16 protein-coding genes and 2 pseudogenes are annotated in these 13,423 nt (G+C 73.3%); 12 read left to right on the forward strand and 6 right to left on the reverse strand.

The annotated features are described in order from the left end of the window. Window positions 1-122 precede the first annotated feature (122 nt). Window positions 123-839, forward strand: coding sequence for a hypothetical protein (locus tag ABEB13_RS03300; RefSeq protein ID WP_345703956.1), 717 nt, complete (start codon window positions 123-125; stop codon window positions 837-839). A 72-nt stretch (window positions 840-911) separates the two neighbouring features. Then, on the forward strand, window positions 912-1,286 hold the full coding sequence (locus tag ABEB13_RS03305) for an STAS domain-containing protein (RefSeq protein ID WP_345704191.1): 375 nt from the start codon (window positions 912-914) through the stop codon (window positions 1,284-1,286). A 100-nt stretch (window positions 1,287-1,386) separates the two neighbouring features. Here the strand turns inward: ABEB13_RS03305 and ABEB13_RS03310 are convergent, their stop codons facing one another. Continuing rightward, entirely contained in the window at window positions 1,387-1,794 is a 408-nt protein-coding gene (locus tag ABEB13_RS03310) for a hemerythrin domain-containing protein (RefSeq protein WP_345704192.1), read from the reverse strand. Between the two features lie 234 nt (window positions 1,795-2,028). Further along, the gene (locus ABEB13_RS03315; protein ID WP_345704193.1) at window positions 2,029-2,592 is read right to left on the reverse strand and encodes a dihydrofolate reductase family protein; all 564 of its coding nucleotides are present in this window, start codon (window positions 2,590-2,592) and stop codon (window positions 2,029-2,031) included. A 228-nt stretch (window positions 2,593-2,820) separates the two neighbouring features. Here ABEB13_RS03315 and ABEB13_RS03320 point away from each other — a divergent pair, with 228 nt between their 5' ends. Together ABEB13_RS03320 and ABEB13_RS03325 are read left to right on the forward strand one after the other, a co-directional pair. After that, window positions 2,821-3,825 carry a hypothetical protein gene (locus ABEB13_RS03320; protein ID WP_345704194.1) on the forward strand — a complete coding sequence of 335 codons (1,005 nt, stop codon included), beginning with the start codon at window positions 2,821-2,823 and terminating at the stop codon, window positions 3,823-3,825. A 103-nt stretch (window positions 3,826-3,928) separates the two neighbouring features. Next, the gene (locus ABEB13_RS03325; protein ID WP_345704195.1) at window positions 3,929-4,219 is read left to right on the forward strand and encodes a WhiB family transcriptional regulator; all 291 of its coding nucleotides are present in this window, start codon (window positions 3,929-3,931) and stop codon (window positions 4,217-4,219) included. 44 nt (window positions 4,220-4,263) lie between these two features. Here ABEB13_RS03325 and ABEB13_RS03330 read toward each other — a convergent pair whose 3' ends face one another. Continuing rightward, the gene (locus ABEB13_RS03330) at window positions 4,264-4,668 is read right to left on the reverse strand and encodes a hypothetical protein (RefSeq protein ID WP_345704196.1); all 405 of its coding nucleotides are present in this window, start codon (window positions 4,666-4,668) and stop codon (window positions 4,264-4,266) included. Between the two features lie 168 nt (window positions 4,669-4,836). Between ABEB13_RS03330 and sigJ the strand changes: the two genes are divergently transcribed. Further along, window positions 4,837-5,835: an RNA polymerase sigma factor SigJ gene (gene sigJ, locus ABEB13_RS03335; RefSeq protein ID WP_345704197.1), complete on the forward strand. Its 999-nt coding sequence runs from the start codon at window positions 4,837-4,839 to the stop codon at window positions 5,833-5,835. Window positions 5,836-5,902: 67 nt separating this feature from the next. Here sigJ and ABEB13_RS03340 read toward each other — a convergent pair whose 3' ends face one another. Both ABEB13_RS03340 and ABEB13_RS03345 read right to left on the reverse strand, forming a co-directional pair. Continuing rightward, the gene (locus ABEB13_RS03340; RefSeq protein WP_345704198.1) at window positions 5,903-6,097 is read right to left on the reverse strand and encodes a hypothetical protein; all 195 of its coding nucleotides are present in this window, start codon (window positions 6,095-6,097) and stop codon (window positions 5,903-5,905) included. Window positions 6,098-6,209: 112 nt separating this feature from the next. Continuing rightward, complete coding sequence (locus ABEB13_RS03345) at window positions 6,210-7,139, reverse strand: LysR family transcriptional regulator (RefSeq protein ID WP_345704199.1); 930 nt, start codon at window positions 7,137-7,139, stop codon at window positions 6,210-6,212. 228 nt (window positions 7,140-7,367) lie between these two features. On the opposite strand from ABEB13_RS03345, the gene ABEB13_RS03350 reads away from it, so the two are divergent. The 4 genes and pseudogenes from ABEB13_RS03350 (at window position 7,368) to ABEB13_RS03360 (ending at window position 9,706) form a co-directional block, all read left to right on the forward strand. Beyond that, the gene (locus tag ABEB13_RS03350; RefSeq protein ID WP_345704200.1) at window positions 7,368-7,841 is read left to right on the forward strand and encodes a RidA family protein; all 474 of its coding nucleotides are present in this window, start codon (window positions 7,368-7,370) and stop codon (window positions 7,839-7,841) included. Window positions 7,842-7,885: 44 nt separating this feature from the next. Continuing rightward, window positions 7,886-8,047 (forward strand): annotated as a pseudogene (locus ABEB13_RS41075) (DUF1028 domain-containing protein); the annotation flags it as partial. Between the two features lie 121 nt (window positions 8,048-8,168). Further along, window positions 8,169-8,516 (forward strand): annotated as a pseudogene (locus ABEB13_RS41080) (DUF1028 domain-containing protein); the annotation flags it as partial. After that, window positions 8,513-9,706, forward strand: a complete 1,194-nt coding sequence (locus ABEB13_RS03360; RefSeq protein WP_345704201.1) for an amidohydrolase — start codon at window positions 8,513-8,515, stop codon at window positions 9,704-9,706. The pseudogene ABEB13_RS41080 and the gene ABEB13_RS03360, both read left to right, overlap by 4 nt. Here ABEB13_RS03360 and ABEB13_RS03365 read toward each other — a convergent pair. Next, window positions 9,684-10,286 carry a TetR/AcrR family transcriptional regulator gene (locus tag ABEB13_RS03365; RefSeq protein ID WP_345704202.1) on the reverse strand — a complete coding sequence of 201 codons (603 nt, stop codon included), beginning with the start codon at window positions 10,284-10,286 and terminating at the stop codon, window positions 9,684-9,686. The genes ABEB13_RS03360 and ABEB13_RS03365 overlap by 23 nt on opposite strands. A gap of 129 nt (window positions 10,287-10,415) precedes the next feature. On the opposite strand from ABEB13_RS03365, the gene ABEB13_RS03370 reads away from it, so the two are divergent. The 3 genes from ABEB13_RS03370 to ABEB13_RS03380 all read left to right on the forward strand — a co-directional run bounded on the left by ABEB13_RS03370 (window position 10,416) and on the right by ABEB13_RS03380 (window position 13,335). Then, window positions 10,416-10,706, forward strand: a complete 291-nt coding sequence (locus ABEB13_RS03370; RefSeq protein ID WP_345704203.1) for a hypothetical protein — start codon at window positions 10,416-10,418, stop codon at window positions 10,704-10,706. Further along, on the forward strand, window positions 10,601-11,914 hold the full coding sequence (locus tag ABEB13_RS03375) for an aldehyde dehydrogenase (RefSeq protein WP_345704204.1): 1,314 nt from the start codon (window positions 10,601-10,603) through the stop codon (window positions 11,912-11,914). The genes ABEB13_RS03370 and ABEB13_RS03375 overlap by 106 nt, the downstream gene beginning before the upstream one ends. A gap of 65 nt (window positions 11,915-11,979) precedes the next feature. Then, the gene (locus ABEB13_RS03380) at window positions 11,980-13,335 is read left to right on the forward strand and encodes an aminotransferase family protein (RefSeq protein WP_345704205.1); all 1,356 of its coding nucleotides are present in this window, start codon (window positions 11,980-11,982) and stop codon (window positions 13,333-13,335) included. The last annotated feature ends 88 nt before the right edge of the window (window positions 13,336-13,423 follow it).

Here is a 13,423-nt window from a genome sequence, read left to right on the forward strand (position 1 = left end):
CGATCACGACGACGGCGGCCGGGACCGGTGGACGCCAGGTGTGAACGGCAGCCGGGTGTGCAGACGGTCATGGGGATGCCGCGGCGGCATCCTCCGGATTCTCCGGGCGAGGGGAGACGATCATGACGCGCGGTCGCGAGGAGTTGCGACACCGCCATCCGCGGCACGAACGACGCGGTGAGGCCCGGCTGCCCGCCGTCGCGGCCACGCTGGCCGCGATCCTGCTCTATCTGGCACTGCCCGAACGGCTCCTGGTCGCCCCGCGTTACCTGCTGCCGACGCTGGAGGTGCTGCTGCTCGTCCCGCTGATCGCCGTCAACCCCCGGCGGCTGACCCGCCAGACCCGCCTCTCCCGCGCCGGCTCCCTCACCCTCGTGGCACTGATCGGCGCCGGCAACCTCACCGCACTCGGCGTGCTCATCCACGCGCTCGTCTCGTCCCAGGTCAAGGACGGCGGCCAACTGCTCGTCGCCGCCCTGCAGGTCTGGCTCACCAACATCATCGTCTTCGGGCTCGCCTACTGGGAACTCGACCGCGGCGGCCCCGTCACCCGTACCCAGGCACCGCGCGCCGACCTCCCGCTCGCGGACTTCCGCTTCTCCCAGGACGAGAACGACGACGCCGTCCAGGAGGTCTCCGACGGGGCCAGCGGGTCGTCCGACTGGGTCCCCACCCTGCCGGACTACCTCTACGTCTCGGTCACCAACTCGACCGCGTTCAGCCCGACCGACACCATGCCGCTCTCCACCCGCGCCAAGCTCCTCATGAGCATCGAGAGCATCGCCGCCCTGCTCACCTCGCTGCTCGTCATCGCCCGCGCGGTCAGCGTCCTGCACTGAGCCGGCCCTCCACCTCCCCGCGACCGGACGGGTCCGCTCGCGGGGCGCCGCGGGCCCGGCGATGCTGGCAGGATGATCGAGCTTGCCGTCGAGATCCGCGCCGAGGCGGACGGCCTGGTCATCGTGGTGACGGGGTCACTCGACTACGACCAGGCCGCGCCGCTCGACGACGCCCTTCAGCACGCCCTCACCGACCGCCCCGCGCCCGGCCGGATCACCGTCGACATGGCCGGGGTGACCTTCTGCGACTCGGCCGGGCTCAACGGGCTGCTGCTCGCCCGCCGGCGGGCCGAGCAACGCGGCATCCCCTTCGTCCTCGCCCGCCCCTCCCCGGCCGTCACCGGTCTGCTGCACACCACCGGCGCCGACGAGGTCTTCGTCGTGGGGCCCGGGCCCGGCGCCCCGGGGGACGCGGCACCGGGGGCTCAGCCCCGACCGGAGACGTAGTCCCGCACCCGGTCGACGAGGCCGATGCCCGGTGCGAGAAGCCGGCGGGCGGTCGGCGAGGACGGCAGGTCGGGATGCGGTCGGGTCGGCGCCAGCACCCTCATGGCGCGGACCTGCTCCCCAGCCTCTCCAGTTCCTCCGGCGCGGCGACGGAAGCCAGGGCCGGGAACAGGCGCTGCTCCTCGTCCTGGATGTGCAGTCCGACCTCCCGCACCAGTGTCCGCAGCAGCCGCCCGAAGCCCGCACCGGCCGGGGGCCTGCCTTCGAGATCCTTGAGCATCCGTTCGACCCGCGCGTGGTCGGCGACCTCCTCGTCGGCGAGGCGGTCCCCGTCCAGGATGCGGGCGCGCACCGCCGGGTAGAGATGGGCCTGCTCCGCCATCGAGTGGCGGACGAGCGCGATCGTGACCTCGTGGACGAGGTCCTTGCGCCCGGCGGCGGGAGCCAACGACATCCGCGCGAAGATCTCCTGTATCTCCCGGTGGTCCGCCTCGAGTTCCGCGATCACGTCTGCACCCTGGCCGGCCATGGCGCACTCCCGTCCTCGTCGTGGTTGTGGCACCGACCGACTGCCCCGGTCCACCCCGACCAAAAGCCCTCACCCGGAACACGGCCGCGACGGTCGAGGTCCGGACGTGCGTGGTCGGGTGCGTACGACGCCAGGCAATCGCGGCCCGGATTCCGGCCGAAGAGGTCGGTGGTGCCCGGAGTTTCCGGCTGGGCGGCTCGGCGGACGCGCCGGCTAGCGCACCACGCGGTAGCGGAGGTAGACGATTTTCGAGCTGAAGGTGCGGGTCTCGACGAGTTCGAGATCCACCCGGCGCTCGCGACGGGGAAAGAACGGGATGCCGCCGCCGACCAGCACCGGGTGGACCACGGCCCGGTACTCGTCGATCAGATCCGACGCGGCCGCCTCGGCGGCGAGAGTCGCCCCGCCGATCGCGATGTCGCCGTCCCCCGGCTCGGCCCGCAGCCGCTCGATCTCCTCCGCCAGGCTGCCGGAGGCCAGGCGGGCGTGGCCCTGCACCGCCGACAGCGTGGTCGAGAACACCACCTTAGGGAGCGGATTCCAGAGCGCGGCCCATTCGAGCATCGAGTCGTCGAGCGACGGATCCTGATCGGCGGTCTCCCAGTACAGCATCGTCTCGTACAGCCGTCGGCCCAGCAGGTGGACGCCGACCTCTCGGATCTCGTCGATCCAGAAGCGAAAGACCTCCGCGTCCGGCGCCGTCCAGTCGAAGCCGCCGTCCGGCCCGACGATGTAGCCGTCGAGCGAGACGCCCATCGAATAGGTCACACTGCGCATCAGAAGTCCTCCTCGGCAACGGGTCCCACCGTACGACCGCCGTACGCCGCAGGTCATCGCGGCTCGCGGGCCCCTGGGCCGAGTCACCTCCCGGCGCCGCCGGTGTACGGCAGGAGCGGCCGTGACATGATCATCAGGTCGGTGGACTCCCGGAGTTCGCATGGTGCCGGTGGGCGGGAAGGCCAAGCCGTGGACGATGATCGCTGGGATCGGTGGCCGGAGCCGTGGGTGGGCACGGATGACGACATGCGGACGGTCGTGGGCGCGATCCCGCAGGCGGTCAAGGACGGGTTCAGGTACGACGAGATCCCTTGGCGGCGGTTCTCGCACTTCTACGGCCCGGGTGACGAGGTTCCCGGTCTCCTTGCGACGCTCGCCTCCCGGGACGCCGAAGCTGCCCGCCGGGCCTTGGGGGAACTGTGGGAGGGCCTCCACCACCAGGGCAGCACGATCGCGGTGGCGGCACTGGCAGTCCCGTTCCTGCTCCGGATCGCGGCCACCGGGTTCCCCGGGCTCCGCGCGTCGACCCTTCGCCTGGTCGCCGAGATCGCCCGCTGCCAGCACTTCGGGGACGGCAGACGCGAAGGCCTCCTCCAGGTCGCCGAGGATCCGGAGGATGCGGAGGGCACCACGATGTGTCCGGTGGACTGGACGATCCAGGCCGCTCGCGCCGCCATCACCGCCGACCTGCACCTCCTGTTCCCTGTTCTCCCCGACCCCGATCCCGAAGTCCGCTCCGCCACCGCCTTCGTCCTGGCGACGGGGACCGGCGGGATGCCGCGCATCTCCTCCGCCCTGCACAGCAGGCTGGCCGAGGAGAACGATCCCGCGGTCCGGGTGAGCCTGATCCTGGCGATCGCCCAACTCGCCCGCGAGGAGCAGGACGAACACGCTCCCGCGTGGGCCCGGGCCCTGTGGTCGGACGGCGACCAGCCGCTCGAGACGCGCGTCGGCGCTGCCCTTGCCTGGCTGTGCCTGGTCGACGACCCCGTCCCCGACGAACTCCGCACCCTCCTCACCGACCCCCGCACCGACCGACTCGGCGAGCTGTTCCAGCAGGTTCCATGGCTCCCCCGGTCGACTACTACGGCAGCGGGCTGCGCCGCTGCATCCACGAGATGCTCACGCCGGATGTTCCCTGGAGCAGCGTCTGACGTCCTCCGCCTGGGGCGGGCGGGCCCCAGGCCTCGGCTGCGCACTCCGGAGCGACCGGTTGAAGCCCCGTCCGGATGACCGCCGGAACGGGGGTGTGGAACACGGGTCGGCGGCAAGACGCCCTCCAGGGAGCCGGTTTCCGAACGCCGGCGCCCGTGTCTTCACCGAGGAGGAAGCCTTCGTGACGGTCATATCCCGCCTTCCCGGACCGGTCCACCAGCGCTGGGACTGGCAGTTGCGCGCCGCCTGCCGCGAAGCGGACGAACTGCTGTTCTTCCACCCGTCCGGCGAACGCGGCCAGGCCCACGACAACCGGGAGACCGCCGCGAAACGGATCTGCGCCCGATGCCCCGTCCGCCCGCAGTGCCTCGAACACGCCCTCACCGTCCGCGAGCCCTACGGTGTTTGGGGCGGACTCGGCGAGGACGAGCGCCTCGCCCTCCTCGCGCCCGCCGGCCGCCGCGGCCGGTAGCCGGATCGGCTGCGGCGGCCGGGCCTGCCACGCATCGCGTCTTCTCACCGCCTGCCCGCAGAGGCTCGTCCGGCGGACCACGCCTGCCCGAGTGCCAGCACGCTCAGGCCGAACATGACAACGCCCAGCGGGACATGGAGCGCGGGCTTGTGCGCGATGCCGAGCACCACCTGGACCGAGGCGAGGGCAAGGAAGCCGGAGGCGTACAGCACCGGGCGCGGTGACCCGCCGCCCGGGCGCCACGCCAGGATCGCCGCGAGCACGTACAGCATCGACGCGCCGTACATCACGCGCGCCCCGACGCTGTGCAGCACCTCGCCGTGGGACGAGGCCAACAGCAGCCCCGCGGTCACCGCCTGGAAGAGGATGGCCAGGGTCTGCAGGGTGATCGCGGCCCGCAGGAGGGCCGCTCCGCCCGGTGCCGGTGTCGTCCGTGTCGCTGTCGCCATGAGGGGTCCTCTCGTCTGCCGTGCGGCGGTGGATCGGTAGTGTCTCGACCGTCCGACGACGCAGGCCCGCGAAATGTCAGGCGAGGTGGGGCCTCACAACCCGGTGCCGCGTTTCGTCGAAGGGAAGAGAGCCGCGGCCGACGCGAGGACCAGGGAGCAGTGACGACCATGAGCACACCGTCCACGCCGGGGCACGAGCGGTCCGAGCCGGAGCTGGGCGCGGTCGTCGGCGAGCGGCGGCACCTGATCAATCTCGCCTACCGGCTGCTCGGTTCGCTGGCCGAGGCCGAGGACGCCGTGCAGGAGACCTACTCCCGCTGGTACGCGATGCCACGGCAGCAGCAGGAGGCCGTGGCATCGCCGGGCGCCTGGCTGACGACGGTGGCCGGCCGCGTCTGCCTGGACGTGCTCGGCTCGGCGCGCGCCCGGCGCGAGCGCTACGTCGGCGCATGGATACCCGAGCCGCTGCCCGACCGTTCGGAGTGGATCGACGGGCGAGCGGACGGCCGGGCCGAGTCGGCCGATCCCGCGGACCGGATCACGCTCGACGAGTCGGTGAACATGGCCTTCCTCGTCGTCCTGGAGGCGATGACGCCGGCCGAACGCGTGGCGTTCATCCTGCACGACGTGTTCCGGTACCCCTTCGCCGAGGTGGCCGCGATCGTCGGCCGGACGCCCGCGGCCTGCCGGCAGCTGGCCTCCTCCGCCCGTCGGCGCGTCCGCGCCGCGCGGGCCTCGGCGGCCCCGTCGCCGGCGGCTGCCACTGCGGCGGTCGGCGGACAGGCCGCTCTGGTACGGCAGTTCAAGCAGGCCTGGGAGTCCAGCGACATCGAGGCCCTGGTCGGCCTCCTCGACCCGAACGCCGCCATGACCGCCGACGGCGGCGGCCTGGCCGGTGCCGCTCTGCGCCCGGTGGAGGGCAGCGCGCGCATCGCCCAGTACCTGATCCACATCGCGGCCAAGGCCCCCGGCCTCGCGCTCCTGGAACGGACGGTCAACGGCCGTCCCGGTCTGGTCGCCCAGCACGCCGGCGTCACCGTGACGGTGGCGGCGTTCGGGATCACCGGTGACCGTGTCACGCACATCTGGGCCGTCCGCAACCCGGAGAAACTCCGCGCGTGGACGGGGACGGCAGGCGCGGCGCCGGCGCCGCGGCCACAGCAGTGACGCCGGGCGCTGCGAGCGTCCGGCGTCGATCCTCACGCGTCACGCATCACGCATCACGCGTCACGCGTCACGCGTCCGCACGGTCCGCGGCGTGGGTGACGATCTCGTAGAGGCCGGGCGCCACCTTCCTGAAGCGCCCGCCCACCGACTGCGCGAGCCGGGCCCGCTGGACGTCCGTGCGGTCCACCGAGAGGCCCGGCGGGACATCCACGAAGTCGCGCACCAGAGCGCTGTCCTCGTCGCTCAATCCGCCATCGGACATCGAGCACCTCCCACGTCGAACGACTCCCGCGCCTCCACTCTCGCACCGGGCACCCGGCGCGCGAGGCGCAGCGAATGTGCAGCGTTCGGGTAGGCCCGCCGGGCGGCGCCGGTCACGACCGGCCGGCGGGCGCCGGCGGGGCCAGGAGCTCGTGGGCGAGCTGCGCGACGGCCGTGGCCCGGGCGGTGTGGCGGATGCCGTCCATCCGGGCGAGGACGAGGTCCAGCCGCGGGTGCTCGTTGCTGAGCTCCAGCACGGCCACCCGGGCGCCGCTGTACGTGTGGTCCGTCGCCGGCCGCTGGTGCAGGACGGAGAAGCCGTGGCCGAGGGCGACCAGGGAGCGGACGGCTTCGTAGCTGTGCGAACGGTGGCGGACGACGGGAGTGATCCCGGTGGCGGTGACCAGCGACCAGAAGTAGTCGCGGCTGTGCGGCAGGTCGAGCAGGACGAACGGTTCGTGCGCGAGCGCGGCCAGGTCGATCGTGCCCCGCCCGGCCAGGGGGTGGTCGGCGGCGACGAGCGCGTGGGCGGGCAGGGAGGCCACGGTCTCGCGCGTGATGCCCAGGCCGAGGCCCAGGTTGTAGGTGACGGCGAAGTCGATCCGGCCGGTGCGCAGGGCGTGGTCGAGGTCGTCCGCCTCGCCCTCCAGGACGTCGATCCGCAGCTGCGGGTGGCGCTCCGCCGCGGCGGCCAGCAGCCGCGGCAGCACGAACGGGGCGAGCGTGACGAAACAGCCGAGCCGGACGGGCCCGCTCAGGCCGCCCTCGACGCCGCGGGCTTCGGCGGCCACGTCGCGCGCGTGGCCGAGAAGCTCGCGGGCCTGCAGCAGCAGGCGCTCGCCGGCGGCGGTGGCGACGAGCCCCTTGCCCTTGCGGCGGATGAACAACTGGACGCCGAGCTCGTGCTCCAGGTTCGAGACGGCGGTGGAGACGGCCGACTGGGCGATCAGCAGCCGTTCGGCGGCGGCGGTCATGCTGCCGGCCTCGGCGGCCACGACGAAGTACCGCAACTGCACCAGCGTGAACCCGACCGCCTCCGACATGCCTGCGCCGCCTCCCTGCCTCATCTGAATCCGAGATGACCCAACCCTAAAAGATCTGCTTTACCGGCGGAAGCACCGCTCCCATAGTGGTGGTGCGGCCCCTCCGGCCGCGATCCCCCCACCCCACCGACCCCGGGAGAGGTGTGTCATGACGACCCTGGCCACGGCACCGGCCACCGCGCCGCCGTCCGACCGCATGCGCTGCGCGCGCGGCAGGAGGGCCGCGTGATGGCGTTCCACCGCATCCGCCGCTTCAACACCGCGGCCAGCTATCCCGAACAGAACCTCGCCAACGACCTGGCCCAGGCCGTCGTCGCCGAGGGCACCGTCTACCTGCGCGGACAGATCGGGCAGGACCTCACGACCCGCGAGAACGTCGGCGTCGGTGACGTCGAGGCACAGGCGGAGAAGGCGATGGCCAACATCGCCATGCTGTTGGAGGAGTCCGGCAGTGCGCTGGACGAGATCGTGAAGATCACGGTCTACCTGACCGACATCCGCTTCCGGGAGCCGGTCTACCGGGTGATGGGCCGCCGGCTCAAGGGTGTGCACTACGTCTCCACCGGCCTGGTGGTCTCCGCCCTGGCCCGGCCGGAGTGGCTGGTGGAGATCGATGCCACCGCCGTCATCCCGGCCTCGCGCCGGACGGAAGCGGCCGGGATCCGGCACGCGAAGGCCGCCGAACGCGGGGAGCTGCTGTGACCTTCTCCATCGCGGCCCGCTGCGCCCGCACCGGGCAGGTCGGGGTGGCCATAGCCTCCTCCAGCCCGGCCGTCGCCTCCCGCTGTGCGCACGTGCGGGCGGGGGTCGGGGCGGCGTGCACGCAGAACGTCACCGACCCCCGGCTCGGCCCGTGGCTGCTCGACCTGATCGCCGCCGGGTCCAGCGCCGCGGACGCCGTCCGCCACACCGCGGACACCGAAACGCTCATCGCCTGGCGCCAGTTGACGGCCGTCGGCACCGAGGAGCCCGGCCGCGTTCTCCGGCGAGCACGCGCTCGGCACGCACGCCCAGGCCGTCGGCCCGGACTGCGTGGCGGCCGGCAACATGCTGCTTCACGAAGGCGTGCCGCAGGCCATGATCGACGCCTTCGCCGGGCAACCCGGACTCCCGCTCGCCCAGCGCCTGCTGGATGCGCTGACCGCCGGTGCCACGGCGGGCGGCGAGGAGGGGCCGGTGCACTCGGCCGGCCTGCTGGTCGCCGACGCCGCGCCGTGGCCGGTGGTCGACCTGCGGGTCGACTGGACGGAGGACGACCCGGTCGCCGGCCTGGGCGCGCTGTGGCGGGTGTGGGAGCCGCAGCAGGACGCCTACGTCCGGCGGGCCCTCGCGCCCGAACTGGCGCCGGGCTACGGCGTCCCCGGGGATCTCCGATGACGCCCGCGACGGCCCGCGGGACCACGCCCGGCCGGGCGCCCGCCGCCGTCCGGAAGGTGCTGGCGCAGACCGTGCGGCGGGCCTCCTCCCAGGTCGTCGCGCTGTCGCACCGGCTGCACGCGAACCCGGAGACGGCCTGGGAGGAGGAGAGGGCGGCCCGCTGGACGGCCTCGCTCCTCGACGACCTCGGTTACACCGTCACCCCCGGCGCCTACGGTCTGCCGACGGCGTTCGCCGCCACGGTCGGCAGCGGTCCACTGCATGTCGCGCTCTGCGCCGAGTACGACGCGCTGCCCGGCCTCGGCCACGCCTGCGGCCACAACATCATCGCCGCCTCCGCGGTGGGCGCGGCCGCCGGGCTGGCCCGGGTCGCCGACGACCTCGGGCTGACCGTCACCGTTCTCGGCACCCCGGCCGAGGAGGGCGGCGGCGGGAAGATCGTCATGCTGGAGCGCGGCGCCTTCGCGGGCGTGGACGTGGCGATGATGGTCCACCCCGGCCCGGTCGACGTGGCCGAGGCCGAGCCCTTCGCCGTCGCCCATCTGGGTGTCCACTACACGGGCCGCGCCGCGCACGCCGCCGCCTACCCGGAGCAGGGGCGCAACGCCGCCGACGCGTTCACCGTGGCCCAGGTCGGCATCGGCCTGCTGCGCCAGCAGTTGCCGCCGACGACGCGGGTGCACGGGCTGGTGACCCGCGGCGGGGAGGCGCCCAATGCCATCCCCGAGCGCACCGACGGGCGCTGGTACGTGCGGGCGGCGAACCTGGAGGAGCTGGAACGCGTCCAGGCGCGGGTCGAGGCCTGCTTCGAGGCCGGGGCACTGGCCGCCGGCTGCGCGCTGGAGATCGAGCCGGAGAGCCCGCCGTACTCGGAGTTCCGCAACGACGCGGAGCTGGTGGCGCTGTACCGGCGCAACGCCGAGGGTCTCGGCCGGCGCTTCGCCGCGCCGGACGATCCGGCCGCGCGGATGAACCGGGCCTCGACCGATCTGGGCAACGTCTCCCGCGTGGTGCGGGCACTGCACCCGTACATCGGCATCGGCTCGCTGCCCGCCGTCAACCACCAGCGCGAGTTCGCCGCCGCCTGCGCGACCCCGGCCGCCGACGCGGCCCTGCTCGACGGCGCGCTGGCGCTCGCGCTGACCGCGGCGGACCTGGGCGCGGCCGCTACAGCCCGGGGCAGCCGGTGACCGCGCGGGCGTGGACCGTCAGCAGGCCGAGTGCGGCCGCCCGGTCCACCACCGGGTTCCGGGCGACGATGTGCAGGCCGTACCCGTCCTCCAGGGCAACCAGGTTGCGTGCGGCGTCGGCGACGGGGAGGGCGAGCGCGAAGACACCCGTCATCGCGCCGATCTCCAGCAGGGTCGAGTACAGCGCGACCTCGCGGGCGAAGAGCGAGCCCATCAGGGCCGCGTGCCCGGCGCTGCGGTCGGCGAGGCCGTGCAGCTCGAAGAGCAGCCGGTGCACGGCGTCGTCCGGGCCCTCGGGCAGCCCGGAGCCGAGGGCCGCGCGCAGCCGCGCGACCGGGCCCTCGGGCATCTCGGTGGCCTCGCGGCGCCGGGCCAGGTACCGCTCCACGGCATCCTGGTGGACGGCCAGGACGAGGTCGTCGAGCTCCGGGTAGTAGTACAGGACCGATCCGGCCGAGACACCGGCCTCGGCGGCGATGTCCTTGATGCGCAGGCCGGCCATGCCGCGGTCGGCGATGGCCCGCCCGGCGGCGTCGATCAGCTCGCCCCGTCGGGCCCCTTGGTTCTTCGGTCGTGCCATGCCGGCCATTCTCTGACACGCGGATCAAAATTTACAGCGCTGATACCTCTCGATCATTGACGTACGTCCGACCCATTGTTTGAATCTCGCATCAAAGAACTCGCGAGCGCGCAGCTGAGGACCCCTCCCATGAGTGACTCCACCGCATCCCACTCCCACGCCGACTGGCAGCGCCGGGCCGCCGCGCTCACCCCGCAGACCCGCGCCTTCGTCGACGGCGACCACCGTGACGCCCGCTCGGGCGCCACCTTCACCGACACCGATCCGGCCACCGGCAAGGCCTCGCCGAGATCGCCTCCTGCGACGCGGCGGACGTGGACGCCGCCGTCCGCTCCGCCCGCGCGGCCTTCGCCGACGGCCGCTGGTCCGGGCTGGCGCCCGAAGCGCGCAAGAAGCGCCTGCTGCGCCTCGCCGAACTGATCGAGCGGCACGGCCCCGAACTCGCCCTGTACGACTCGCTGGACATGGGCAAGCCCGTCGCCGAGGCGCTCGCCGTCGACGTGCCGGGCGCGGCAAGCTGCTTCGCCTGGCACGCCGAGGCCGTCGACAAGCTCTACGACGAGATCGCCCCGGCCGCGCCCGGCAACCTCGCCCTGGTGCGCCGCGTCCCGCTGGGCGTCGTCGGCGCCGTCGTCCCGTGGAACTTCCCGCTCGACCTCGCCTCCTGGAAGCTCGCCCCGGCGCTGGCGGCCGGCAACAGCGTCGTCCTCAAGCCCGCCGAACAGTCGCCGCAGTCCGTACTGCTGCTGGCCCGGCTCGCCGTCGAGGCCGGCATCCCCGCCGGCGTGCTCAACGTCGTGCCGGGCCTCGGGGAGAGCGCCGGGCGCGCCCTCGGCCTGCACGAGGACGTCGACGTGCTCGCGTTCACCGGCTCCACGACGGTCGGACGGCTCTTCCTCTCCTACGCCGCGCAGTCCAACGGCAAGCAGGTCTGGCTGGAGGCGGGCGGGAAGAGCCCCAACCTGGTCTTCCCGGACGCCGACCTCGACGCCGCCGCCGAGCGCGCCGCCTTCGGCTTCTGCTTCAACGCCGGGCAGGTCTGCTCCGCCAACACCCGGCTGCTCGTGCACGCGGACATCGCCGAGGAGTTCACCGCCCGGGTCGCCGCGCACACCGCCGGCTACGTACCCGGCGACCCGCTCGACCCGGCCACCCGGCTGGGCCCGCTGGTCGACGAGGCACAGGCGCAGCGGCTCCTGGGCGCCGTGGACGAGGCCAGGGCGGCGGGCGGGCAGGTCGTCGTGGGCGGCCGCCGGCCGGGCCGCATCGGCGCCTACCTGGAGCCGACGATCGTCACCGGCCTGCGCGAGGACGCGGCGCTCGCCCGCGAGGAGCTGTTCGGGCCGGTGCTGACCGTCCTGCCGTTCCGGGACGAGGCCGATGCCGTCCGGATCGCCAACGACTCCCCGTACGGCCTGGCCGCGTCCGTCTGGACGCGGGACCTGGGCCGCGCGCACCGCGTCGCCGAGGCGCTGCACGCCGGGACGGTGTCGGTCAACACCGTCGACGCACTCAGCCCGGCCACGCCCTTCGGCGGTTTCAAGCAGTCCGGCTTCGGGCGCGACCTCTCGCTGCACTCCTTCGACAAGTACACCGGCCTGAAGACGACCTGGCTGTCCTTCGGCTGACGCCGGCCCACCCGCCGGACTCCCAGCCGACCTTCTCCCCCACCCCCTGCACGGAAGGCACCACCATGAGCCGCACCCCGATGACTCCCGACGAGCTGAGGAGCGCCGACCGGGCCCGCATCATCCACCCCTACCTGCCCGGCACCGTGGCCGAGCGGGTGGTGATGACCGGCGGCTCCGGCTGCCGCCTCACCGACGTGGACGGCCGCTCGTACCTCGACGCCACCGGCGGCCTCTGGCTCGCGCAGATCGGCCACGGCCGCGAGGAGGTGGCCCGCGCCGCCTACGAGCAGATGGCGAAGCTCGAGTACTTCACCAGCTTCTGGGAGTTCTCCAACGACCGGGCGATCGAGCTCGCCACCAGGCTCACCTCGATCGCGCCCGAGGGCCTGGGCCACGTCTACTTCACCTCCGGCGGCTCGGAGGGCAACGAGGCCGCTATCAAGATGGCCCGCTTCTACCACCACCGGCGCGGCGAGACGGACCGCACCTGGATCCTGGCCCGGCACAAGGCCTACCACGGCATCGGCTACGGCGGCGGCTCGGCGACCGGCTTCCCGGTGTACCACGAGGGCTTCGCCCCGATGATGCCGCACGTCTCCCACCTGACCCCGCCGTGGCCGTACCGCAGCGAGCTCTACGGCGGCCAGGACCCGACCGACTTCCTCATCGCCGAGCTGGAGGAGCGGATCGCCGAGATCGGCCCGGGCAACATCGCCGCGATGATCGGCGAGCCGATCATGGGCGTCGGCGGCATGCTCGTCCCGCCGGCCGACTACTGGCCGCGCGTGCGCGAGGTGCTGGACCGGCACGGGATCCTGCTGATCCTCGACGAGGTCGTGACCGCCTACGGCCGGGTCGGCAGCTGGTTCGCCGCGCAGCACTTCGGCATCACCCCCGACATCATCGTCACCGCCAAGGGCATCACCTCGGGCTACATCCCGCTCGGGGCGCTGCTCGTCGGCGACCGCGTCGCCGAGCAGCTGCTCGCCGACCACGGCTTCCCGATGGGCTACACCTACAACGGGCACCCCGTCGCCGCCGCCGTCGCGCTGGAGAACCTGGACATCATCGAGCGCGAGGGCCTGCTCGCCCGCGCCACCGAGATCGGCGGCCACCTGCACCGCGAGCTGGAGGCTCAGCTCGGCGACCTGCCCGTGGTGGGCGAGATCCGGTCCGTCGGCATGATGCTCGCCGTCGAGCTGGTCGCCGACCGAGGCACCCGCGAGCCGCTGCCGATGCTCCAGCCGCTGCTGCCGGACGTGATCCGCCGCGAGACCGGCGTCATCGTCCGCGACTGCGCGCACTCCCTGGTCCTCTCCCCCGCACTGATCATGACGGAGGCCGAGGCCAAGGAGGCCGTCGACGCCATGCGTCAGGTCCTGGAGCGCGTGCTTCCCACCGGTGAGCTCCGCGCCTGACGGCGCGGCAGCCCACGGACCACCGGGCCGTCCCCAGCCCCCGTCGGGACGGCCCGGTCCCCACCCTCGCACTGCGCTGAACGTCCCC

The sequence above is a fragment of the Kitasatospora paranensis genome (assembly GCF_039544005.1).
Lineage (GTDB): Bacteria > Actinomycetota > Actinomycetes > Streptomycetales > Streptomycetaceae > Kitasatospora > Kitasatospora paranensis.